Origin of the sequence: Pseudomonas sp. JZ114, assembly GCF_051027705.1 — a bacterium.
In the GTDB taxonomy this organism is placed as follows: Bacteria; Pseudomonadota; Gammaproteobacteria; order Pseudomonadales; family Pseudomonadaceae; genus Chryseomonas; species Chryseomonas luteola.
The window spans coordinates 3,012,973-3,036,089 of sequence record NZ_CP069256.1; the positions used below are offsets into that span (position 1 = coordinate 3,012,973).

The following is a 23,117-nucleotide window of genomic DNA, read 5'->3' on the forward strand; positions in this document are numbered from 1 at the left end:
AGTCCGCCAGTAGGCGGGCTTCGCTTAGGCAGTCTCTTTTTTCTCTGAAACCATATGCAGAACACGTTGGGGAAAAGGAATTCCGATACCAACTTCGCCAAGTCGATCTCGGACCTGTTCGTTCAGCATGAACATCAACGGCCAGTAATCCCCACTGTTAGTCCAGAAGCGCAGAGACAATGTAATTGCACTATCACCCAAGGCAGAAACAACCACCTCTGGTGCTGGATCACGGTGGACACGTGCATCTTCAGCTAACTTGAGCAGAACCTCCCGCCCTTTTTGCAGATCTGCCTCATAGTCCACGCCTACATCAAAAATCACCTTACGCTTGGCCTGGCGTGAGTAGTTAGTAATGATGCCATTGGAAAGTGTTCCGTTCGGGATCGTAACTGTCTTGTTGTCCCCCGTTAACAGAATCGTATGAAAGATTTGCACAGAATCAACCGTTCCCATTACACCCTGGGCCTCAATGAATTCGCCCACGCGGTAAGGGCGGAACATCAAGATCAGCACACCACCTGCAAAATTTGCCAAGCTGCCTTGCAACGCGAGCCCGACAGCCAGACCTGCAGCACCAATCACGGCCACAAAGGAGGTCGTGGCAATGCCAATCATGGAAGCCACACTGACAGCGAGCAGTACTTTGAGAACAATATTAGCCAAGCTGCCTACGAAACCGAGCAGCTCGGCATCAACGCGACGAGCCCTTAATAGGCGGGACATGTTGTCTGTTACCTTATTAATAACCCACCAGCCAATAGCTAGGGTAATGAGAGCCAGTAACAGTTGCCCTATGTACTGCAGTATGACCGGCAGCCAGGCTTCAGAAGCAGCAAGAAGTCGGTCGAACTGCACACTTAGATCCATCGTTGGATTCTCCTTAAATCAATGGAAGATGACCGGCCTATAGCAGTTGGTCACGCTAAGTGCGACGTACCGGTACTAAGAAGGTTCCCGTCACGCGGGACGCCAAGTCATGCAGAAGGGCTAATCACGGAAATTATTGAACTGCAGCGGCATGCCCAATTCCTGGCCGCGCAACATGGCAATGGTTTCCTGAAGCTCATCGCGCTTCTTGCCAGTCACGCGGACCTGCTCGCCCTGGATTGCGGCCTGAACCTTGATCTTGCTGTCCTTGATGGTGGCAACGATTTTTTTGGCAAGCTCTTTATCGATGCCTTCACGCAGTACAACTTCCTGCTTGACACTTTTGCCAGAGGCATAGGCATCCTTAACTTCCAGACACTGCACATCGATCTTGCGCTTGGCTAAATTCATTTTCAGGATCTCCAACATCTGCTCAAGTTGAAAATCCGCTTCCGCCGTTAGCGTGACGGTAAGCTCTTTGAATTCAAAGGAGCCCTTTCCGCGTAGGTCATAGCGGCGATCCAGTTCCTTCATGGCATTTTCAACCGCATTGGTCACTTCATGTTTATCCAGTTCGGACACTACATCAAAAGAAGGCATGTCATATCTCCATGTAGGCCAGGCGCTTGACTTGATGCGACTGGCTTGACGATCAAAAAGGGGCAGCCATTATAACGACTGTGGTCGATTACCCGGAATTCCATCCTGCCCGGACATGAAACATGGGTTCCTTCTATTTTTGCTAACGAGGTATAACGTCATGAGCTGGCACATTCTGGGAGCGGGAAGTCTGGGGGGGTTGTGGGCAGCGCGCTTGTTTCGCGCAGGCATCCCGGTACGCCTGATCTTCAAAGACCGCTTGCGCCTGGCCCAATACCGGGCAGCCGGTGGACTCTCCTTACGTGAGGGTAAGCAGGACAGCCTTTACCCATTGCCTGCCGAAACACCTCAAGAGACCTCCCCCATCCGACGCCTGCTGGTGGCCTGCAAGGCTTACGATGCGGAGGACGCCGTCGCAGCCGTGGCATCCCGCCTCATTCCTGGCGCTGAAGTGGTTCTGCTGCAGAACGGCATTGGCAGCCAGGAACGCGTAGTCGAGCGTATACCGCGGGCTCGCTGCATACTTGCAAGCAGCACGGAAGGCGCCTTCCGTGAGTCCGATTTCAGCATCGTCCAGGCTGGGAAAGGCCACACTTGGCTGGGTGATCCGGCTCATCCCGATCATGTACCGGAGTGGCTGGATGAGCTCAACGAGGCGGACATACCGGTCCAGTGGTCAATAGAAATCATGGGGCAACTCTGGCGCAAGCTTGCCATCAACTGTGCCATCAACCCTTTAACGGTGCTCCATAAATGCCGTAATGGTGAGCTCAACGCCTACGCTGGCGAGATCAAAGCCCTCACCCTTGAACTGGGCGCGTTATTGGAGGCAGTCGGGCACGGAAACCTTGCCCCTGGCCTTCAGGAAGCGGTGCTGGCTGTAATTGATGCGACTGCCGACAACACCTCATCAATGCTTCAGGACGTTACTCATGGGCGTCGTACGGAAATCAGTTTTTTGCTTGGCCATGCACTGCAAGAGGCCCAGCGCCATGGACTCAAGCTGGGAGCCCTTGAGCAACTCCATCGCCACTTGATCGATCATCTGGAGACCCATGGATTGCCGGTAGACTAAGCGCAGGCTACCCTTTCCGATCCTATTGCAGCGATGTAAGCCATGATTCTGCGCGAGCGACTCAGAAATCTTCCGGTTGGCCAGAAGTTGTTGGCTGCGCTTCTTGTACTGTTAAGCGCTGTGTTGCTGGTAGCTAACATTACCTTCATCTCTGCAGCCTACTGGATTTCCCAGGAAAACATGACGCCCCAGGCGTTGCAAACGGTTGGCAGGCTGCTGGCAATCCCCACGCTGAGCCAGGAGGCGCTGAGCTCCAAGGAGCGGGCTGAAGCGCTTCTGCATCGACTCGACAATTACAGCCCGCTCCGCCTGGCCGCCATTTACAACCAGGACGGGCATCTACTTGCCGAAATACAAAATGGCACGTTGCTAAAGCTGCCTACGCATTACACAAGCCTTGAAAACTGGCGCTTGCGTGAGTTTCGTACGAATGTGCTGATCGACCTTCCTCAAGAAGATGGCCGCTCCGGCCATTTGCTGCTGGTCGCCAGCAGCGAGTTACCCGGGGCCTTCTATACCGGAACGCTGACCGCCAGTATCGCCATTCTGGTGTTCAGTCTCCTGCTCTGGTTTGTTGTGGCCAGACAGATTCGTCTGTTGATCACCCGGCCGATCCTTCAGTTGGAAGAGCTGTCTCGCCAGGTTACCCGCGAGGAAAATTACTCGCTGCGCGCTGGCAAGGGTAGTGACGACGAAATAGGTCGGCTGGCAGATGCTTTCAATACGATGCTGACCCGCATCGAGGGCCGCGAGCAACAGCTCAAACGCGCCCGTGATGACGCCCAGTCCGCAGTGCTTCAGGCTCAAACCCTGGCCGAAGAAACACGTCGCTCGAACCGAAAGCTCGAACTGGAAGTTCAGGTACGGGGCAAGATCGAGAAAAAGCTCACCGGCTTTCAAAATTACCTAAACAGCATCATCGACTCGATGCCATCGGCACTGATTGCTGTCGATGAACAGTTCTATGTGACGCAGTGGAACCAGGAGGCAACCAACCTCTCAGGCACCAATCTGGATGAGGCGTTGAATCAACCTATTTTTCTGGCCTTCCCCTCAATCAAACCGTTTCTTCCCCAGCTAAGTCGCGCGGCCGAACATATGCGTGTGGAAAAAGTAGAGCGTGTCACCTGGGCGCTGATTGACGCTCCCCGACATTACACGCTGACCTTTTATCCACTCATGGGCGGTGCCGGACGCGGAGTCGTCATCCGAATCGATGACATCACCCAGCGCCTGAACATGGAAGAGCTGATGGTGCAGTCCGAAAAAATGCTCTCGGTCGGTGGATTGGCTGCGGGCATGGCGCATGAAATTAATAATCCGCTCGGTGCCATCCTGCATAACGTTCAGAATATCCGCCGCCGACTTTCACCAGAGCTTCCCAAGAATATCGATCAGGCAGCAGAGTGCGGCGTGGGACTGGAGGATGTGAACTGCTACCTGGAGGGACGGGAAATCCCCCGTCTTCTTGATGGGATTCATCAGGCAGGAAGCCGTGCCGCCAAAATCGTCAGTCACATGCTGGCTTTCAGTCGTCGAAGCAACCGCAAGATGGTCGCCTGCGACCTGCCCTCCCTGATCGACCAAGCCATCGAAATTGCTGGCAATGATTTTGACCTGGCAGAAGGTTTCGACTTCCGCGCACTCAATATCCAATGTGAATTTGATCCGGATCTGGGCCCCGTACCGGTTATTGCCAATGAACTTGAGCAGGTTCTCCTCAATCTGTTGAAGAACGCGGCCCAGGCCATTCATCAACGGGATGATGAAGAAGAAGGCGAAACGGGCCGTGTGGTGCTGCGTACATACCGCCGAGGCGATTGGGCAGAAATTCAGGTTGAGGACAATGGGATCGGGATTCCGGAATCAATTTGCAAGCGGATCTTCGAACCCTTCTTTACCACCAAGGAAGTGGGACAAGGGACCGGACTGGGTTTGTCCGTGTCTTATTTCATCATTACCAACAACCACAAGGGTCAAATGGAGGTCCATTCCAGACCTGGTGAAGGCACCTGCTTTACCCTGCGCTTGCCGCTCAATCAGCCGGAGGCAGGCAACAACTGATACCAAGGAGCTTGTACATGGGCTATCGCCTGTCAAAAATCTACACCCGAACCGGTGACACAGGCGAAACAGGTCTGGCAGACGGCAGCCGCGTCCGCAAGGACCATCCTCGTATCGAGGCCATTGGTGATGTGGACGAACTCAATAGCATGCTGGGCGTTCTGCTTGCAGAGCTGGAGGATCAGCAGGTTCACATCCCCGAGCTTGCCTCCGTCATTGACGTCCTGGCGCCCTGCCAGCATCGCCTGTTCGATCTGGGTGGTGAATTGGCCATGCCAGATTATCGCGCGCTGGACCACGATGAGATCGAACGACTGGAGCAGGCGATCGATACCTGGAATGAAGAGCTGGGGCCCCTGGAGAACTTCATCCTGCCCGGCGGTTCACGTGCCGTTGCGTTGGCTCATACCGCACGCAGCATCGCTCGACGTGCCGAGCGGCGTTGCCAGACGTTAAACCTAAGCGAGCCGCTCGAAGGTGTAGGGATGGCTTATCTCAACCGCCTTTCGGACTTGCTGTTTGTTGTCGCACGTATCATTGGTAGGCGTCAGGGTATTGCCGAGCACTTGTGGAAGCCGGCTCAGAAAGCGGGACATCATGATGGCTGATCCCACCGCCCTTCCACCGACACGTCGCCGCGAAGGGCTCCATGCCGCCTGGGATGGATTCATTCTCGTATTGGTATGCGCCAATCTGGCATTGATTCTGTTTGATAGCCTTTATTCGATTGGCCCGTTGAATCGTCTGGTTGAGCTGGCCAGCCCCACTGCACATGGCTGGTATGCTCATTATGTGCATGCACACTTCCAGATAATCGATCTTTGCTTTGTTGCATTTTTCATTCTGGATGTACTGCTGGGCTGGGCGATTGCCATTGCAGAGCGTTGTCATGGCAAATGGTGGTACTACCCTTTTATTCACTGGTATGACGTTCTAGGTTGCATTCCCCTGAGTGGTTTCCGCCTCTTGAGAGCCTTGCGCGTCGCCTCCCTGCTTATTCGTCTGCAACGGCTGGGCCTCATCGACATTCGTCATTGGCGCCTCTACGAGTTTCTCAATCACTACTATCAGCTCTTGATGGAGGAAATCTCCGATCGCGTCATGATCAAAATCTTCGGTGAGATACAGGAAGAGCTTCGTACGCAGGACGACTTTTCCAGCCGCGTGATCGACGATGTCATTCGACCACGCAAACAGCAGCTGATAGATGCGGTCGCCTCGCGGTTACAACGCATGATCAATGAAAGCTATGCTCATAACCAGGCTACGCTACATCGCTATGTCAGCGAATTGATCAGCTCGGCAGTAGCCGAAAACGAGGACATCAAATCCCTGAAGCGACTTCCTATGGGCGATCGCCTCGCCAAGTCTCTCGACAATACGCTTGCCGATATCGTCAATCGCCTGATCCGTGAGGCGGTTGTTGGTCTGCAGTCAAGAGACTTTAAGGCGTTGGCCAGCCGTATTGCTGATCGTAGCTTCGATGAAAGTCTACCTCGAGGACAAACGGATCTTGATGAAGTACTGGTCGAAATTCTTGAAGTATTCAAGCAAAAGGTTATTGCTCGCCGGGCTAGCGAGCTGGGTGAACTACTGCTGCCCACCCCGCTGACTGACTCCTCTCAGCTAACGGGGCCAGACAGACCTCGTTAGATAGATTCCGGTGACCGTATCAGCACCGGAACTCAACGTTCACTCCGCAGGCCAAAAAGCGCGGATACCCGCTACCCCCTGGGCACCCGACGCCCAGGCACGGGACAAGTCAGCCGGCCTTAGGCCGCCTAGCAGATATGCAGGATGGTTAAATGCCTTCAAAAGCGCTTCCGCGGCTTCCCATCCCAGCGTCGGCGCTCCTGGGTGAGACTCGGTAGGTTGAACAGGAGAAAGCGTTACGAAGTCCACTCCCATCTGCCTGGCAAGCTCAAGCTCCTCAGCATTATGACAAGACGCTGCCAGCCAACGGTGCTCAGGAAAAGGCCGCCCATTGTCAGCGTAACGGCGCAGCTGCTGGCTGGTTATATGCCATCCGGCAGCCGGAAAGTCACCCAACCATTCCAATGGCCCCTTGAGCATGAGCTGAGCACGGCCAGCACAGAGTCCTTGCGCATCCACTGCGAGGTCACGGTATTGAGGATCGAATGAGGCAGGCGTGCGCAGCTGAACCAGCTCGATACCTGCATCCAATGCTCTGGCAAGCCCATTAAGCAACGCCTTCGGCTCAAGATCCCCTGGCGTGATCAGATAAGTGCGTGGTAGCCGGGCAGCCTTGACGATAGGAATGTTTGCCTCGGGAAATTCATAGTCGGGCAAGTCACGTGGCCGTACCCAAGCCAACGGTTGGCCTTCGAGTCCTTTGGCCTCCCCTGCAAATGAAGTGACCTCCCATACGTCGAGTAGAACCGACTTATCCGTATAGTCATGGCAAACCTGGATCAATGGACGGCAGGCCTCTACCTGAATACCTAACTCTTCGCTCAGCTCACGAGCCAGGGCGACCTGAACATCCTCGCCAGGCTCGACCTTTCCACCTGGAAACTCCCACAAACCACCCTGGTGCTGCTCCTTTGATCGCTTTGCTATCAGGATTTCACCTTGAGGATTGCGAATAACCGCTGCTGCGACGTGAACTCGACTCATGAAATAACCTCTTTCTCTTTCAATGCCTCCTCATACCAGCGTTGGAATGCAGGCCATGCGTAAATGGCATCTACATATCCATCAGCATCGGATGCAAGAGACACAGAATAACTTCTCAGGCGTGTAGCGACAGGGGCATAAAAAGCGTCAGCAATACTGGCACGACCAAACAGGAACGGCCCCTCTGCACCAAAACGCTCACGGCACTCTGCCCATAAGAAACAGATACGCTTGATGTCATTTTCAGCTTCGGCAGGTATCGTCGCGAGCCGTTGGCGGCGCTTCAGGTCCATGGGCAGATGATTACGCAACGCTGAAAAACCGCTGTGCATTTCAGCACACAATGAACGGGCCATTGCCCGCGCGGCAGCGTCAGACGGCCACAGTCCTGCTTGCGAGTAGTTTTCGGCCATATACTCGGCAATTGCCAGAGAATCCCAGATGACGCCTTCCGGGGTCTTCAGAACAGGTACCTTACCGGTAGGAGAGTGCTGTCTAAGCCGCGCACGGCTGTCTGGTGTGTAGAGCGGAATTTGGAGCTCGTCATAGGTAGCACCGGACAGCTCCATGACCAGCCAGGCTCTAAGCGACCAAGACGAGTAATTTTTGTTACCGATAACCAGGGTAAGAGACACGCGCCTCTCCTTATCCACAATCATGCATCTATAGGAGCACAAGAGAGGCGCGTTATGAAACGATTCCTCAATAAATCGGGAATGTTTCGCGTCAGGTGCGGTATTCCGCGTTGATCTTCACGTATTCATGGGACAGATCCGTTGTCCAGATCGTCTCACTGCAATGTCCACGACCCAATTCAATACGAATGCCAATTTCCTCTTTGCTCATGACTTCAGCGCCTTGCGCCTCGGTATAGGTCGCGGCGCGACCGCCTTTTTGAGCAATACAGACATCACCAAGGAAAACATCGATCAGGCTGACATCCAGCTCCGGAACGCCTGCTCGGCCAACTGCCGCCAGAATGCGTCCCCAATTGGGGTCAGAGGCAAACAATGCTGTCTTGATCAGTGGGGAATGTGCCACAGCATAGGCTACGTCTAGGCATTCCTGATGATTCTTGCCGCCGTTGACTTCCACCGTTACAAACTTGGTTGCACCCTCGCCGTCTCGAACGATGGCCTGGGCAAGCTCCATGGACACCTCGAAAATCGCTCGTTTGAGCTGTGCGAACAGTTCGCCCTCGGCTCTATCAATCTCGGGGAGCAATGACTTGCCGGTAGCGATCAGCATGCAGCAGTCATTGGTGGAGGTATCGCCATCAATGGTGATGCGATTGAAGGATTTATTGGAAGCGTCACGCAACAAATCCTGCAGAACGGGTTGAGCCACCTTCGCGTCCGTCGCAATGTAGCCCAGCATGGTAGCCATGTTGGGACGAATCATCCCGGCGCCCTTGCTGATGCCCGTCACGGTGACGGTTTGCCCGTCAAAGGTAAACTGCCGGCTCGCCCCTTTGGGCAGGGTATCAGTCGTCATGATACCGCTGGCCGCTTGGGCCCAATTGTCTGCCTTAAGATCAGCCAGCGCTGCAGGCAGGGCAGCTTCGATCTTCTCGACAGGCAACGGCTCGCCAATCACGCCTGTTGAAAACGGCAGAATGGTTGAGGCTTCCACTCCGGCCAAATCGGCAAGCGCTTGACAGGTACGTTCCGCAGCGGCCATTCCAGGCTCGCCGGTACCTGCATTGGCGTTACCTGTGTTGGTCAGCAGATAACGCACATCACCTGCAAATCGTTTACGCGCCAAAACAACCGGAGCGGCACAAAATGCATTGGTCGTAAAAACCCCAGCGACCCGCGCACCCTCTTCACAACGCATTACAACCACATCCTTGCGTCCAGGACGCTTGATGCCGGCAGATGCAATACCAAGCTCGAATCCTGGAACAGGATGTAACGTAGACAACGGGCCGAGACCAACAGCCATGAGGTTTCTCCTGTAGCTAACAATGAAACGCCGCGAGCGGCTGAGCCGGTCGCGGCGATAGGGTCATAACGTGTGCACGTCAGCCAGGCATTAGTCCAGCTTGCCGTGGCAATGCTTGTACTTTTTACCGGATCCGCACGGGCAAGGCTCGTTACGGCCTATTTTCTGCTCGTTGCGTGCAGGCTCAAGGGGTACGACTGTGTCTTCGCCCTCTTCCGGTACCTGTACCTCAGGCTGCGCAATGGAAGGCGCTTCGGCATGCTGGAATTGCATACGCTTGGCCAGCTCCTCGGCCTCATGACGCATGCGCGCCTCTTCTTCGGCAGCGTCTTCACGACGAACCTGAACGTGAGAGAGCACACGAATCGTGTCACGCTTGACGCTTTCCAGAAGCTCCTGGAACAGGTTGAAGGACTCGCGCTTGTACTCTTGCTTCGGATTCTTTTGCGCATAGCCACGCAGGTGAATACCGTGACGCAGATGATCCATTGTAGTCAGGTGATCTTTCCACAGATCGTCCATGACACGCAGCAGCATCTGCTTCTCGAAGCTGCGCAGAGCCTCGGCACCTGCCATCTCTTCCTTCTCATGATAGGCCGCCACCAGCGTTTCGAGAATTTTCTCGCGAAGTGTTTCCTCGTACAGCTTGTCGTCTTCATCCAGCCACTGCTGAATCGGTAGCTTGAGTCCGAAGTCGTTATAGATCGCTTCTTCAAGCCCTGCCACATCCCACTGCTCAGGCAAGGATTGCGGTGGAATATGGGCGCTGAATGTTTGCGCCAACGCATCACGGCGGAACTCGTTGATCGTCTCACCCACATCCTGCGATTCCAGCAGGGTGTTACGCATGTGATAGATCACCTTACGCTGTTCATTGGCGACATCATCATATTCGAGCAGCTGCTTACGAATATCGAAGTTCCGACCTTCCACTTTGCGCTGAGCTTTCTCGATGGCATTGGTTACCATGCGGTGCTCGATGGCCTCGCCTGCTTCCATGCCCAACGCCTTCATGAAATTCTTCACGCGATCAGACGCGAAGATACGCATCAGGTTATCTTCAAGGGACAGGTAGAAACGGCTGGAGCCCGGGTCACCCTGACGGCCTGCACGACCACGCAGCTGGTTATCGATACGGCGTGATTCGTGGCGTTCAGAGGCAATCACATGCAGGCCACCCGACTCGATGACCTGCTGATGACGCTTCTGCCACTCGGCCTTTATCTGAGCGATCTGTTCTTCAGTAGGATTCTCAAGGGCTGCAACTTCAGCTTCCCAGTTACCCCCCAAGAGGATGTCTGTACCACGGCCAGCCATGTTGGTAGCAATCGTTACCATACCGGGACGCCCCGCCTGAGCAATGATCTCAGCCTCACGATCGTGGTACTTGGCGTTCAGTACCTTGTGCTCGATACCTTCCTTCTGCAGCAGATGGGACAGGTATTCGGAGCTTTCAATCGACGCGGTACCTACCAATACCGGACGACCTGACTCCTGGCATTGCTTGACGTCAACGATAATCGCCGCATATTTCTCTTCCTGGGTCAGATACACCAAGTCGTTGAAATCCTTACGTGCCAGCGGTCTGTGGGTTGGAATCACAATAACGTCCAGACCATAGATCTGACGGAATTCAAACGCCTCGGTGTCCGCCGTACCGGTCATGCCAGCCAGCTTGTTATACAGCCGGAAATAGTTCTGGAAGGTAGTAGAAGCCAATGTCTGGCTTTCAGCCTGGATAGGCAGACCTTCTTTCGCTTCGATCGCCTGATGCAGGCCCTCGGACAGACGACGTCCGGGCATCGTGCGGCCGGTATGCTCATCAATGAGCAGGACCTGATTGTCCTGAACAATATATTCCACGTTACGGTGGAACAGCTTGTGTGCACGAAGCGCTGCGTAGACATGAGTGAGAAGAGAAAGATTATGCGCTGAGTACAGGCTTTCACCTTCAGCCAGCAGGCCCGCCTGGGTAAGCAGTTCCTCAATGAACTGGTGCCCCTGCTCGGTTATTTCCACCTGACGTGTTTTTTCGTCAATGGTGTAATGGCCTTCCTTCTCCTCCTCTCCCTCCACAGCCTCAACGTGCTGCTGAAGACGAGGAATGAGCTTATTGATCTGGATGTACAGCTGTGAGCTGTCTTCCGCCTGACCAGAAATAATCAGTGGCGTACGCGCCTCGTCGATAAGAATGGAGTCTACTTCGTCGACAACGGCAAAATTCAGCTCACGCTGATATTTCTCCTCGATACTGAACGCCATGTTATCGCGCAGATAATCAAAGCCGAATTCATTGTTGGTGCCGTAGGTGATATCCGCTGCGTAAGCCGCACGCTTTTCCTCCGGCGGCTGGAAAGGCATGACAATGCCTACCGTCAGCCCTAAAAATTCATACAGCGGGCGCATCCAGTTCGCGTCACGGCGAGCCAGATAGTCGTTCACGGTGACTACGTGGACGCCTTTACCAGACAAGGCATTCAGATATACCGGCAGCGTTCCTACCAACGTCTTACCTTCACCGGTACGCATCTCGGCAATCTTGCCCTCGTGAAGCGTCATACCGCCGATGAGCTGGACGTCGAAATGGCGCATACCCATTACGCGCTTGCCCGCTTCGCGAGTTACGGCAAAGGCTTCAGGCAGGATATCGTCCAGTGTCTCGCCTTTAGCCAAACGCTCTTTGAACTCGAACGTCTTGGCACGCAATTGCTCGTCAGACAACCCAATAATCTGCTGTTCCAACGCATTAACGGCCTGTACGGCCTTGCTCATGCGCTTTACTTCTCGCTCGTTTTTACTTCCAAAGAGTTTCTTTAACAAAGGCGCAAACATATCGACTTGGGTCTTCCACTCGGAGAAATGGGGGGCGGCGGATCGGTGCCATCGCCCGCGCCGTCAAAAAGACAATGGGGCATTCTACTCGGAAACGCCGACGAGAAAAGGTTGACATCACTCAAAGGTCGGATTTCTGAATAGGTTTATCCGACTCATGAGGTTCATCTGTTAACATGCCAACCCCTGTCTGGAGTGCGCACACATGGTTTTTCGTCCTATTGTTGCCGTAGCGCCTGCCACCTTGCTTCGGCAGGCCAAACCCTTGAAACCACTACTATATCAGGCAGAGCGTCTCGAACGCCTACAACGCCTAGTCGATGCACAGCTACAACCTGCAGCACGCGAGCACTGTAAAGTCGCAACCTGGCAGGACGGGTGTCTTCTGCTCATTATTACGGATGGACATTGGGCTACACGTTTGCGTTACCAGCAGCGCCGCTTGCTTCGACAGCTTCAGCAGTCCTCAGAATTTACAGCTCTTCAAAAGATACTGTTCAAGGTCAAACCCAACCCTGATCCAAATCGAAAGCCAGGCCCGCGACGCGAGCTTTCCAATGTCGCTGCAGAAAGCCTGCTATCCACGGCTGAAGGTATCTCAGACCCTTCACTGCGCGCCGCGCTTGAGCGACTGGCCAGTAGAGCGCAGCCGAAAAAGACAGAAGAATAAAAAAGCCACCTTAAAGGTGGCTTTTTTAACACGCGTTCCTTACACCGCAGCAGCTGGCCGCATGTAAGAAATAGGAGCATCGCTAGAGCCTTCGAACGTTACAACTTCCCACGCATCAGGCTGAGCAATTAATGCACGTAGCAAGCGGTTGTTCATGGCATGCCCGGACTTATAGCCCCGGTACTCGCCAATCAAGCTTTTGCCTAGCAGATAAAGATCGCCAATGGCGTCTAGTATCTTGTGCTTTACAAACTCATCCTCATAACGAAGACCGTCTTCGTTGAGTACACCGTGCTCATCAACAACGATAGCGTTTTCAACGCTTCCGCCCAGAGCCAAGTTATGAGAGCGCAGGAATTCCAGATCCCGCATAAAGCCAAAGGTACGAGCCCGGCTGACTTCCTTGAGGAAGGAGGTGCTGGAAAAATCTACGGAAGCCTTCTGAGTACGACCGCTGACCACTGGATGGTCGAAATCGATCTCAAAGCTGACCTTGAACCCGTCAAACGGTACAAACGTCGCACGCTTATCACCGTCTACGACGCTGACTTCACGCTTGATACGAATGAACTGCTTTGCAGATTCCTGTTCTTCGATGCCAGCGGACTGGATCAAGAACACGAACGGACCGGCGCTTCCATCCATAATTGGAACTTCAGCGGCGGACAGTTCTACATACGCATTGTCGATGCCCAGACCTGCCAGTGCAGACAACAAATGCTCCACAGTGCCGACCTTGACACCACCCTGAATGAGATTGGTCGACATCGTGGTTTCGCCTACATACTCAGCCCAGGCGCGGATTTCCACGACCGGGTCCAGATCAATGCGGCGAAACACGATTCCGGTGTCTACGGGCGCTGGCTTCAGAGTGAGATATACCTTCTCCCCCGAATGCAGGCCAACGCCTGTAGCGCGAATAGTGTTCTTTAATGTGCGTTGTCTAATCATGACAGTTGCCGTTCATCGCTGATCGCGAATAGTTGTCAATAATGGGTCGATCATAACAGAACGACCCATTAATTCCCACCAATCACACAGATTGCATCGATTAATCTATTCAATCAGCCTGACGACGCAGGAACGCCGGAATATCAAGATAATCCAGGTCATCGTTTGGATTCATCTTGGCTGCAGCAGCAGAGCTTGTATGGTTCTGACTACGCATGACGGTCGGGCGATCCAGATCACGATAGTTGACGGCAGCATGCTCCTGACGCGGCGCAACGTTAGCCTGCTGAGTAGAGTTATCGACCACCTTGACCGGCTTTTCAAGACGGGCGCCTAAACCGGTAGCAACCACGGTAACGTGGAGTTCATCGCGCATTTCCGGGTCGATTACTGCACCGACCTTGACGGTTGCATGCTCAGAAGCGAAGTCTTCAATGATTTCGCCCACTGCAGCGTACTCACCCAGGGATAGATCCAGACCTGCAGTAATGTTGACCAGAATACCGCGAGCCCCATGCAGGTTGACGTCTTCCAGAAGTGGATTACGGATAGCGGCCTCAGTCGCTTCACGTGCACGGTTCGGGCCGCTGGCATGACCAGTTCCCATCATGGCCATGCCCATCTCACCCATAACCGTCTTGACGTCAGCAAAGTCAACGTTCATCAAGCCAGGACGCTGCATGATGTCCGAGATACCACGAACTGCGCCAGCCAATACATCGTCAGCCTTGGCGAAAGCGGCTAGCAGACTGGCATCCTTGCCGAGAATGGTCAGCAGTTTCTCATTGGGGATGGTAATGAGAGAGTCGACGCATTCGGAAAGGGAGCGAATACCCTCATCAGCCACCTGCATGCGCTTGCGACCTTCAAAGGGGAACGGGCGAGTTACCACGGCGACGGTGAGGATACCCATCTCCTTGGCAACTTCAGCAATAATCGGGGCGGCACCCGTACCTGTACCACCACCCATACCGGTAGTGATGAAAACCATATCGGCGCCTTCCAGAACTTCCGCGATACGCTCGCGATCTTCCATGGCTGCCTGACGGCCAATCTCAGGGTTCGTACCTGCGCCCAAGCCCTTCGTTACCCCTGGGCCAAGTTGCAGCACTGTACGAGAGCTCACATTTTTTAGCGCCTGGGCATCCGTGTTGGCACAGATGAATTCGACGCCTTCCACGCCGCTCTTCACCATGTGGTTAACGGCGTTACCGCCACCACCACCTACACCGATGACCTTAATGACTGCGCTCTGTGGAATATTGTCTACGAGCTCGAACATAATCCCCTCTCTTCCTCTCGGTTTTCGCCTACTGCTGCCGCGATTGAATTAGATTACAAATTGCCCTGGACCCAGCGCTTTATACGCTCCAGGACTGAATTCTTGGGTTCGTCACTGCTGTATCCGCCGGTGACAACCGGCACATTGTCGGATTGCTTCTGCAACCCATAGAGCAACAGGCCTACACCTGTTGAATAAATTGGGTTACGTACAACATCGGTCAGCCCCTTGACCGTCTGCGGTACGCCAAGACGCACCGGCATATGGAAAATCTCCTCGGCAAGTTCAACTGCCCCTTCCATCTTTGCAGTACCGCCGGTTAATACGATCCCTGCCGGAATCAAGTCTTCATATCCGCTGCGGCGCAACTCTGCCTGAACAAGCGTGAAGAGCTCATCGTAACGCGGCTCTACTACCTCAGCCAATGCCTGACGCGAAAGTTCGCGAGGCGGCCTTTCTCCCACACTGGGCACCTTGATGGTCTCCCCAGCCCCCGCCAGCTTTGCCAGAGCACAAGCATACCGAATCTTGATCTCTTCCGCATATTGTGTAGGCGTTCGCAAAGCCATGGCGATGTCATTTGTGACCTGATCGCCTGCAATGGGAATAACCGCCGTATGACGAATGGCGCCCTCTGTAAAAATGGCTATATCAGTCGTTCCGCCACCAATATCCACCAGGCATACGCCCAGCTCCTTCTCATCATCCGTCAGAACGGAATATGCAGAAGCCAGTTGCTCAAGAATGATGTCGTCGACCTCCAGTCCGCAACGACGAACACATTTCTCGATATTTTGGGCAGCATTAACGGCACAGGTCACTACGTGGACTTTAGCCTCCAGACGAACACCAGACATACCAAGCGGCTCACGTACACCTTCCTGGTTGTCGATGACATAGTCTTGAGCCAAAGTGTGCAAGACCCGTTGATCAGCTGGTATCGCCACAGCTTGAGCTGCGTCAAGAACACGATCGATATCAGCAGGGCTGACCTCCCGATCACGAATAGCCACGATACCGTGGGAATTCAGGCTACGGATATGGTTGCCTGCAATGCCTACAAATGCCGAATGAATACGGCAGCCCGCCATGAGCTGGGCCTCTTCTACTGCGCGCTGAATCGACTGGACCGTGGATTCGATATTGACCACTACGCCTTTTTTCAAACCGCGGGAAGGATGCGTGCCGATGCCCACAATCTCGACCTGACCATCGGAAGACACCTCACCCACCAAGGCCACAACCTTTGAGGTTCCGATGTCCAGTCCGACGATCATCTTGCCGCTCTGCACGTTCGCCATGTTTATTGAATTCTCCTCAATTCTTTATTCGGCACGGGCTGACGCTACAGTTGTGGGAGCTACCGGCTCACGCCACGCTACCGCCAGCCCGTTTGGATAACGCAAGTCGATGCGAGCAATATTGGCCATCTGATCCTTGAGTACTTGGTCATACATCTTGACGAAGCGCCGCATCTTGTCCACGAGGTCATCACGACCAAAAATCAATTCAACGCCCTGACCCGTAGTCAGGAACCAACTCCCCCGATCATGCATTTCCAGCCGCGTAACCGTGAATCCAAGTGGACGCAGCATCTGACTGAACAATTGATACTGCTGCATTACCTGCTGCTGCGCACGTTGCGGCCCATAGAGGCGTGGCAGGTTGTCGTAATGTGCCAGATCCTTAGGTGCAAAGGCCTCGCCCTGGTTATTCAGCAGGGCTTCGTCCCCCCAGCGCGCAACAGGGAGCTGCTCCTCAAGATGGATGGCGACTTCATCCGGCCAAACACGGCGAACCTCTGCATGAGCAATCCAGGGCATCTGCTCAAGTGCCTGACGCATATTGGCCAGATCGATTGAAAAGAATGTCCCGTCAGCATAGGGCGCGATACGTTGCTGAACAGCCTCTCGGCTGATGTAGCTCAGGTCACCTTCGACATTCACCTTCGTGATTGGACGATCCGCATAAGGCAGCAGCTGTTGAGACAGCTCATATGTGCCGAAGCCAAGCCCTACCAGCAGAAGTGGCCAGGCCACACGCTTAAAGAGATTGAAGCTGGGCTTTGGCAGCCGAGCCGAGACAGGCTCCTTTTCCACCAGGCGGCTTGCACCACGCGGCGGCACCTTGCCACGAAGTGGCGTACGACCCAATCCAGGTTGTGTATGACGAAGTGTCGTGACCATGTTAGCCCCTCGACTCCATTGTGCCTGCCAGAACCGTCAGGACAAGTTGTTGATAATCAAGGCCTGCGGCCTTGGCTGCCATGGGAACAAGGCTATGGTCCGTCATGCCGGGGACTGTATTGACTTCCAGCAGCCAGAACCGACCCTCTTTATCCTGCATGACATCAACGCGCGCCCAGCCAGTAGTCCCCACGACCTCACAGGCATGACGAGCCAATACCTTGAGTTCCAACTCACGCTCCTCATCAAGGCCACACGGAACCTGATAGCGAGTGTCGGATGCCAGGTATTTGGCGTCATAGTCATAGAAGTCGTGGGTAGTACCCAGACGAATAGGCGGCAGTACCTGATCGCCCAACAGGGCGACAGTAAACTCAGGACCGCTAATCCATTGTTCGACAAGAACTTGCGAATCGTACGTCGAGGCGGACTGCCAAGCAGTGATCAGCTCATTAACACTGTTCACCTTGGCCATACCAATGCTGGAACCTTCATGGGCGGGTTTGACGATAAGTGGAAACCCGAGTTCCTCAGCAGCCTTCCGACAATCAGACTCACAGCACAAAACGGCGTATTTAGGCGTGGACAGACCCTGGCTCAACCAGAGGTGTTTTGTTTTCAGCTTATCCATGGCCAATGCGGAAGCCAGCACCCCACTTCCTGTATAGGGTATACCCAGGCACTCCAACAGCCCTTGCATGCTACCGTCTTCCCCACCCCGTCCATGCAGGACGATAAAGGCACGGTCTACCTGTTCAGTGTTCAAACGCTGCAGCAGGTCCTGACCAACATCGATACCGAACGCATCAACGCCCGCAGCCTGCAGCGCAGCCAGCACCATTTTCCCTGAATTAAGGGAAACTTCGCGCTCGGCACTCTTGCCACCATACAACACGGCAACACGACCGTAATCGGCTGGCTGGATCGACATTGGATCAAGGATGGCGCTCATAGCGACTTCCTCAGAAAGTCAGAATTGAACAAGGGGCTTTTTATCAATTGCGGAGCCAGAGTGCCGATATCACCAGCACCTTGGCAGAGGAGAATATCCCCAGCCTTCAGGAGAGGCTTGATAAGAGGAGCAAGCTCGGTACCACGCTCGATGTAGATTGGGTCTAGCTGACCACGTTGACGGATACTATGACAGAGACGGCGGCTGTCGGCACCTGGAATCGGCTCTTCACCTGCCGGATAGACTTCCATCAACAACAATACATTGGCATCAGCCAGGACCTGCACGAAATCATCGTACAAATCACGTGTACGGCTATAGCGATGGGGCTGATAAACCATGACCAGGCGGCGCTCAGGCCAACCACCACGAACGGCCTTTATTACCGCAGCCACTTCACGGGGATGATGACCATAATCATCTACCAGCATCACACTGCCATTTTCGACAGGCAGTTCACCGTATACTTGAAAGCGACGACCTACTCCCTGGAATTCAGACAGGCCCGCCACGATGGCGTCATCGCTAAGCCCTTCATCTGTTGCAATGGCGATAGTCGCCAGGGCGTTGAGTACATTGTGTACTCCTGGCATGTTCACAGACACCGCCAAGGGTTCACGACCATTGCGAAGTACGGTGAAATAGGTACGCATGCCTTTTTGACGGATATCGACTGCGCGTACGTCTGCATCCTCGCTGGTGCCGTAAGTCACCGTGGGACGCGCAACCTGAGGAATAATCTCACGCACGACCGGATCGTCAACGCACAATACAGCCAGTCCATAGAAGGGCAGATTATGCAGAAAATCGATAAAGGTTTTCTTCAGCCGACTGAAGTCCCCTTCATACGTATCCATGTGATCGGCGTCGATATTGGTTACTACCGCCACCATAGGCTGAAGATGCAGAAAGCTCGCATCACTTTCATCAGCCTCGGCAACGAGATAACGACTGGTTCCAAGTTGAGCATTAGTCCCCGCTGCATTCAGGCGACCACCGATGACAAAGGTAGGATCGAGGCCTTCGGCCGCCAGCACGGAAGCAATCAGACTTGTAGTTGTGGTTTTCCCATGAGTACCTGCTACTGCAATTCCATGCCGGTACCGCATCAGCTCAGCCAGCATTTCAGCGCGAGGAACCACAGGAATACGGTTTTCCAGGGCGGCTGCCACTTCAGGGTTGGACTTGTTGATAGCGCTGGAAACGACTAGTACGTCCACGCGCTCAAGGTTTTCGGCGCTATGACCTATATAAATCTTGGCACCAAATTGCTGCAAGCGCTCGGTAACAGGAGAAGCCCGGAGGTCGGAGCCGGATACTTCGTACCCCAGATTGAGCAGAACCTCGGCAATTCCACACATGCCTACGCCGCCGATTCCTACAAAATGAATTCGCCGAATGCTACGCATACGACGCACTTCTGCCTGGATTGCGCTCTGGGATTTAACCATTGGCCACCTCCAGGCAGGCATCTACCACGGCTCGGGTTGCATCAGGCTTAGCCAGGGCATGGCTACGAGTGGCCATGGCAGTTAATCGTTCGGGTTGCATCAAAACCTCAGTTAGCTGTGCGGCAATCGCCGTCGCATCAGTCATTTTCTGCGGGAACAAAAGGGCTGCGCCCTCGTTCACCAAAAATTCAGCATTGCGTGTCTGGTGATCATCAATGGCATGAGGCAGTGGGATCAGAAATGCCGGCAAGCCTGCGGCCGTAAGCTCACTTACCGTCAGTGCACCTGCGCGGCAGATCACAAGGTCAGCCCAGGCATAAGCCTGAGCCATATCCGAGATGAATGGCATCACCTCTGCATCAAGATTCGAGGAGCTATAGCGCTGCAGTGTTACTTCAGCATGCTGCCGCCCTGCCTGGTGTTTCACGTTAGGACGCAGGCCGGCGGATACCTGAGCAAGCGCTTCAGGCACAAGTTTATTGATAGGCTCTGCACCAAGGCTGCCACCCAAAATCAGCAGATTGACCCTACGCCCTTCAAAAGAAGGCCGCACGGTTTGCAGGAAAAGCTCCTTGCGAACGGGGTTACCTGTACTTAACCGCTTGGGAGACGCGGCGAACGTGGCAGGAAAACCTTCGCATACTTTTTTTGCGATAGGCGCAAGCAAGCGGTTTGCAGTACCGGCAACTGCATTCTGCTCGTGAATAATAAGAGGAACGCCAGACAGACGAGCCGCCATACCGCCAGGCCCCGTGACGAAGCCACCCATACCCAGCACACAGACAGGCTTGAGAGTACGCATGATGCCGAGCGCCTGCATTAGGGCTCCGCTGAGCTGAAAGGGAGCTTTCAGCAGTGACTGCATACCCTTACCACGTAGTCCGGTAACGGTAATACGGTGTAAGGGAAGACCTGCTTGCGGGACGACATCATTTTCAATACCACGAGGCGTACCCAGCCAATGAACGGTATACCCCCGACCTTCAAACTCCTTGGCGCAGGCCAGCGCGGGAAAAACGTGTCCCCCAGTACCGCCTGCCATGATGAGGACATTACCGGACATCAGCAAAATCCTCTTCCGAAAACTCAACTTCCTCGTCGTTCATGAGTGTCCGTCTTTCCCACTCGATCCTAAGCAACAATGCCATGCTGATGCAGCAGATGATCAGCGAACTTCCGCCATAGCTTAAAAATGGCAGTGTCAGTCCCTTGGTAGGCAATAGCCCGACATTTACGCCGATATTGATCAGGAACTGGCCAATCCAGAGCATGGAAAGTCCATACGCCATATAGGCTGCAAAATACTGTTTGGCCTGCTCTGCCCAATAGCCAATGTAAAGGCCGCGTACGCATACAAAGAGAAACAACCCGACGGTGGCCAAGGCTCCGACAAGCCCCAACTCTTCTGCCAGAACGGCAAATACAAAGTCAGTGTGAGCCTCTGGCAGGTAGAACTGCTTCTGGATGCTGTTACCCAAGCCAAGCCCGAACCAGCCTCCTCGGCCAAAAGCGATTAATGCTTGAGTGAGCTGGTAGCCCGACCCAAATTGATCAGCCCAAGGGTCGGTAAAGGTGATGAGACGCTGCATACGGTACTCCTGGGTCTGAACCAGGATAAACACCGCCAGAACAGCCAGGGCCACCATTAGAATGAAACGGAACAACCCTACGCCACCCAGAAACAGCATGACAGCGGCTGCACCCATCATGACAACCGTTGCCCCGAAGTCTGGCTCACGCAGCAGAAGCATGGCCAGCGGAAGCAACACAATGAAAGGTTTGAAAAAACCGGCCCAGCTACGTCGCACTTCCTGCTCTCGCCGCACCAGATAGCCGGCCAGGTAAATCACAACGAATACCTTGGCTATTTCAGAAGGCTGAACGTTAAATAAACCGAAGCCGATCCAGCGCAGCGATCCATTTACTTCACGGCCAATTCCGGGAATCAACACCATAATCAGCAAGGCGAATGCGGCAATTAGCAGAGTTCCACCAAAACGCTGCCAGGTAGCCATTGGGATCATGAGCGTGGCTCCGCAACCCACGATACCTATAGCCAGATAGATCAGGTGTCGAATCATGTAATAGAGGGGGTTTCCAGCCTGAGCGGCTGCTACTTCCGACGATGCGGAAGTGATCATGACCAAGCCCAAACCGAGCAAGGCCAGACAGCCAGCCAGCAAAGGAAAGTCAAGATCAACACCGTTCCGGCTGATGAGCGGCGAAGGATAAGGGCGCAGCAAGGAAAACATCAATTAAGCGCCTCCACGGCCTGAGCAAACAACCGCCCACGCTCTTCAAAATTACGGAACATGTCCAGGCTTGCGCACGCTGGAGACAAGAGAACAGCATCACCAGGCTCGGCTAACGCTGCGGCTCTCTCGACGGCTTGCTCTAGTGTGGAGACATGAACGATCGTGATATCGGTATTCAAGGATTCAGCCAAGCGTTCAGCGTCCCGTCCAAGCAGAACGACTGCGCGGCAGAAAGCACTTATCGGTTTGCGGAGCGGTTCGAAATCGGCTCCTTTGCCATCGCCGCCAGCCAAAAGCACCAGTTTGCCTGCGATATCGCTTCCCAATCCTTCGATAGCAGCCAACGCAGCACCTACGTTGGTAGCTTTTGAATCATTGTAATAGTGCACACCAGCCTTCTCACCTACCCACTGGCAACGGTGAGCCAAACCTGAAAACTCGCGAAGTGCTTCCAGCATCGGCTCGAAAGGCAATCCGGCAGCATGTCCCAAGGCTAACGCAGCCAAGGCATTGGCCTGATTATGGGCGCCACGAATCTTTAGGTCCTTTACAGGCATGAGCGGATCGAACTGAAAAGCCAGCCACTTCTCACCGTCGTGCTCACGCAGGCCGAAGCCGTTGAAATCCGGCTGACCACAACCAAATGTCCAACATGGGACTTGCTCGGACACCAACGGGCGAGACAAGGGATCATCCCGATTGACGACCACCTGACGTGCGCCTCTGAAGATCCGGTGCTTGGCCAGATGGTAAGCAGCCATACCACTGTAGCGATCCATGTGATCTTCACTGACGTTCAATACCGTGGCCACCTCAGCGCTCAACCGCTCACAGGTTTCCAATTGAAAACTGGACAGCTCAAGCACATAAAGGTCGACATTGTCGTCCAATAGATCCAACGCTGGCGTCCCAAGGTTTCCGCCTACGCCGACGTGTTTGCCCGCCTTGCAAGCCATTTCACCAACCAGGGTCGTTACGGTACTTTTAGCATTAGACCCAGTAATCGCAACGATAGGCGCCTTGGCCAGACGGGCAAACAATTCAATGTCACCGGAAAGCCTGACGCCCTGCTCCGCCGCCCTCTGAATTGCAGGCGTCTGCAATGACAAGCCGGGGCTGACATAAAGCTCACTGGCGCGGCTCAAGAAATCGGCATCCAATTCACCACAGCGCACCTCTACCTGTGGATAATGGGTGCGCAGTGTTTCCAGCTCAGGCGGGTTTTCCCGCGTGTCCACCACAGCGAATGGAACACCTTGGCGCGCTAAATGGCGAACCAGCGACATGCCACTCTTGCCAAGGCCTACAACAATGCGGAACTGGTCGGAAGCGATCAGGCTCATGGTTG

General features: G+C 54.2%; 20 protein-coding genes. 5 read left to right on the plus strand and 15 right to left on the minus strand.

What is annotated here, in order from left to right:
• Positions 1–24: 24 nt before the first annotated feature.
• Together JQR90_RS14215 and JQR90_RS14220 are read right to left on the minus strand one after the other, a co-directional pair.
• Positions 25–870: a mechanosensitive ion channel family protein gene (locus JQR90_RS14215; protein WP_010795299.1), complete on the minus strand. Its 846-nt coding sequence runs from the start codon at positions 868–870 to the stop codon at positions 25–27.
• A gap of 120 nt (positions 871–990) precedes the next feature.
• Complete coding sequence (locus JQR90_RS14220) at positions 991–1,470, minus strand: YajQ family cyclic di-GMP-binding protein (RefSeq protein ID WP_010795300.1); 480 nt, start codon at positions 1,468–1,470, stop codon at positions 991–993.
• Positions 1,471–1,630: 160 nt separating this feature from the next.
• Between JQR90_RS14220 and JQR90_RS14225 the strand changes: the two genes are divergently transcribed.
• Genes JQR90_RS14225 through JQR90_RS14240 form a run of 4 tightly spaced genes read left to right on the plus strand, consistent with a single transcriptional unit; the run spans position 1,631 to position 6,262 of the window.
• Positions 1,631–2,545, plus strand: a complete 915-nt coding sequence (locus JQR90_RS14225; RefSeq protein WP_010795301.1) for a putative 2-dehydropantoate 2-reductase — start codon at positions 1,631–1,633, stop codon at positions 2,543–2,545.
• 42 nt (positions 2,546–2,587) lie between these two features.
• Complete coding sequence (locus JQR90_RS14230; RefSeq protein WP_073449438.1) at positions 2,588–4,609, plus strand: sensor histidine kinase; 2,022 nt, start codon at positions 2,588–2,590, stop codon at positions 4,607–4,609.
• 17 nt (positions 4,610–4,626) lie between these two features.
• Positions 4,627–5,217, plus strand: coding sequence for a cob(I)yrinic acid a,c-diamide adenosyltransferase (locus tag JQR90_RS14235; protein WP_010795303.1), 591 nt, complete (start codon positions 4,627–4,629; stop codon positions 5,215–5,217).
• Positions 5,207–6,262, plus strand: a complete 1,056-nt coding sequence (locus JQR90_RS14240; RefSeq protein WP_037029678.1) for a hypothetical protein — start codon at positions 5,207–5,209, stop codon at positions 6,260–6,262. The genes JQR90_RS14235 and JQR90_RS14240 overlap by 11 nt, the downstream gene beginning before the upstream one ends.
• A gap of 39 nt (positions 6,263–6,301) precedes the next feature.
• Here JQR90_RS14240 and JQR90_RS14245 read toward each other — a convergent pair whose 3' ends face one another.
• The 4 genes from JQR90_RS14245 to secA form a co-directional block, all read right to left on the minus strand.
• Complete coding sequence (locus tag JQR90_RS14245) at positions 6,302–7,246, minus strand: Nudix family hydrolase (protein WP_010795305.1); 945 nt, start codon at positions 7,244–7,246, stop codon at positions 6,302–6,304.
• On the minus strand, positions 7,243–7,881 hold the full coding sequence (locus JQR90_RS14250; protein WP_010795306.1) for a glutathione S-transferase family protein: 639 nt from the start codon (positions 7,879–7,881) through the stop codon (positions 7,243–7,245). The genes JQR90_RS14245 and JQR90_RS14250 overlap by 4 nt, the downstream gene beginning before the upstream one ends.
• Positions 7,882–7,972: 91 nt before the next feature.
• Entirely contained in the window at positions 7,973–9,190 is a 1,218-nt protein-coding gene (gene argJ, locus JQR90_RS14255; protein ID WP_010795307.1) for a bifunctional glutamate N-acetyltransferase/amino-acid acetyltransferase ArgJ, read from the minus strand.
• A gap of 90 nt (positions 9,191–9,280) precedes the next feature.
• A complete protein-coding gene (secA, locus tag JQR90_RS14260) occupies positions 9,281–12,022 on the minus strand; it encodes a preprotein translocase subunit SecA (RefSeq protein ID WP_010795308.1) in 2,742 nt (913 codons plus the stop codon).
• Between the two features lie 205 nt (positions 12,023–12,227).
• Here secA and JQR90_RS14265 point away from each other — a divergent pair, with 205 nt between their 5' ends.
• Positions 12,228–12,692, plus strand: a complete 465-nt coding sequence (locus tag JQR90_RS14265) for a DciA family protein (protein WP_010795309.1) — start codon at positions 12,228–12,230, stop codon at positions 12,690–12,692.
• 39 nt (positions 12,693–12,731) lie between these two features.
• On the opposite strand, the gene lpxC is transcribed toward JQR90_RS14265, so the two are convergent.
• The 9 genes from lpxC to murD all read right to left on the minus strand — a co-directional run bounded on the left by lpxC (position 12,732) and on the right by murD (position 23,112).
• A complete protein-coding gene (gene lpxC / locus JQR90_RS14270; RefSeq protein ID WP_010795310.1) occupies positions 12,732–13,643 on the minus strand; it encodes a UDP-3-O-acyl-N-acetylglucosamine deacetylase in 912 nt (303 codons plus the stop codon).
• A 109-nt stretch (positions 13,644–13,752) separates the two neighbouring features.
• Positions 13,753–14,925, minus strand: a complete 1,173-nt coding sequence (gene ftsZ / locus JQR90_RS14275) for a cell division protein FtsZ (RefSeq protein ID WP_010795311.1) — start codon at positions 14,923–14,925, stop codon at positions 13,753–13,755.
• A 53-nt stretch (positions 14,926–14,978) separates the two neighbouring features.
• Entirely contained in the window at positions 14,979–16,226 is a 1,248-nt protein-coding gene (ftsA, locus tag JQR90_RS14280; RefSeq protein ID WP_010795312.1) for a cell division protein FtsA, read from the minus strand.
• A 24-nt stretch (positions 16,227–16,250) separates the two neighbouring features.
• A complete protein-coding gene (locus JQR90_RS14285) occupies positions 16,251–17,111 on the minus strand; it encodes a cell division protein FtsQ/DivIB (RefSeq protein ID WP_010795313.1) in 861 nt (286 codons plus the stop codon).
• Position 17,112: 1 nt separating this feature from the next.
• Positions 17,113–18,063 (minus strand): D-alanine--D-alanine ligase, encoded by a 951-nt coding sequence (locus tag JQR90_RS14290; protein WP_073449440.1) that lies wholly within the window; start codon positions 18,061–18,063, stop codon positions 17,113–17,115.
• Positions 18,060–19,514, minus strand: a complete 1,455-nt coding sequence (gene murC / locus JQR90_RS14295; RefSeq protein ID WP_010795315.1) for a UDP-N-acetylmuramate--L-alanine ligase — start codon at positions 19,512–19,514, stop codon at positions 18,060–18,062. The genes JQR90_RS14290 and murC overlap by 4 nt, the downstream gene beginning before the upstream one ends.
• Complete coding sequence (murG, locus tag JQR90_RS14300; protein WP_010795316.1) at positions 19,507–20,577, minus strand: undecaprenyldiphospho-muramoylpentapeptide beta-N-acetylglucosaminyltransferase; 1,071 nt, start codon at positions 20,575–20,577, stop codon at positions 19,507–19,509. Before murG ends, murC begins: the two co-directional genes overlap by 8 nt.
• Entirely contained in the window at positions 20,567–21,766 is a 1,200-nt protein-coding gene (gene ftsW / locus JQR90_RS14305; protein ID WP_010795317.1) for a putative lipid II flippase FtsW, read from the minus strand. Before ftsW ends, murG begins: the two co-directional genes overlap by 11 nt.
• Positions 21,766–23,112 carry a UDP-N-acetylmuramoyl-L-alanine--D-glutamate ligase gene (gene murD, locus JQR90_RS14310; protein ID WP_434140075.1) on the minus strand — a complete coding sequence of 449 codons (1,347 nt, stop codon included), beginning with the start codon at positions 23,110–23,112 and terminating at the stop codon, positions 21,766–21,768. The genes ftsW and murD overlap by 1 nt, the downstream gene beginning before the upstream one ends.
• Positions 23,113–23,117 lie beyond the last annotated feature (5 nt).

Excerpts from the sequence above, each read along its gene's own strand:
- argJ (WP_010795307.1), bottom strand. The coding sequence starts at position 9,190 with ATGGCTGTTGGTCTCGGCCCGTTGTCTACGTTACATCCTGTTCCAGGA.
- JQR90_RS14285 (WP_010795313.1), bottom strand. The coding sequence starts at position 17,111 with ATGGTCACGACACTTCGTCATACACAACCTGGATTGGGTCGTACGCCA.
- murC (WP_010795315.1), bottom strand. The coding sequence starts at position 19,514 with ATGGTTAAATCCCAGAGCGCAATCCAGGCAGAAGTGCGTCGTATGCGT.
- murD (WP_434140075.1), bottom strand. The coding sequence starts at position 23,112 with ATGAGCCTGATCGCTTCCGACCAGTTCCGCATTGTTGTAGGCCTTGGC.
- JQR90_RS14230 (WP_073449438.1), top strand. The coding sequence starts at position 2,588 with ATGATTCTGCGCGAGCGACTCAGAAATCTTCCGGTTGGCCAGAAGTTG.
- JQR90_RS14290 (WP_073449440.1), bottom strand. The coding sequence starts at position 18,063 with ATGAGCGCCATCCTTGATCCAATGTCGATCCAGCCAGCCGATTACGGT.
- JQR90_RS14240 (WP_037029678.1), top strand. The coding sequence starts at position 5,207 with ATGATGGCTGATCCCACCGCCCTTCCACCGACACGTCGCCGCGAAGGG.
- lpxC (WP_010795310.1), bottom strand. The coding sequence starts at position 13,643 with ATGATTAGACAACGCACATTAAAGAACACTATTCGCGCTACAGGCGTT.
- JQR90_RS14225 (WP_010795301.1), top strand. The coding sequence starts at position 1,631 with ATGAGCTGGCACATTCTGGGAGCGGGAAGTCTGGGGGGGTTGTGGGCA.
- JQR90_RS14235 (WP_010795303.1), top strand. The coding sequence starts at position 4,627 with ATGGGCTATCGCCTGTCAAAAATCTACACCCGAACCGGTGACACAGGC.
- JQR90_RS14245 (WP_010795305.1), bottom strand. The coding sequence starts at position 7,246 with ATGAGTCGAGTTCACGTCGCAGCAGCGGTTATTCGCAATCCTCAAGGT.
- JQR90_RS14215 (WP_010795299.1), bottom strand. The coding sequence starts at position 870 with ATGGATCTAAGTGTGCAGTTCGACCGACTTCTTGCTGCTTCTGAAGCC.
- ftsW (WP_010795317.1), bottom strand. The coding sequence starts at position 21,766 with ATGTTTTCCTTGCTGCGCCCTTATCCTTCGCCGCTCATCAGCCGGAAC.
- ftsZ (WP_010795311.1), bottom strand. The coding sequence starts at position 14,925 with ATGTTCGAGCTCGTAGACAATATTCCACAGAGCGCAGTCATTAAGGTC.
- ftsA (WP_010795312.1), bottom strand. The coding sequence starts at position 16,226 with ATGGCGAACGTGCAGAGCGGCAAGATGATCGTCGGACTGGACATCGGA.
- secA (WP_010795308.1), bottom strand. The coding sequence starts at position 12,022 with ATGTTTGCGCCTTTGTTAAAGAAACTCTTTGGAAGTAAAAACGAGCGA.
- JQR90_RS14220 (WP_010795300.1), bottom strand. The coding sequence starts at position 1,470 with ATGCCTTCTTTTGATGTAGTGTCCGAACTGGATAAACATGAAGTGACC.
- JQR90_RS14265 (WP_010795309.1), top strand. The coding sequence starts at position 12,228 with ATGGTTTTTCGTCCTATTGTTGCCGTAGCGCCTGCCACCTTGCTTCGG.
- murG (WP_010795316.1), bottom strand. The coding sequence starts at position 20,577 with ATGTCCGGTAATGTCCTCATCATGGCAGGCGGTACTGGGGGACACGTT.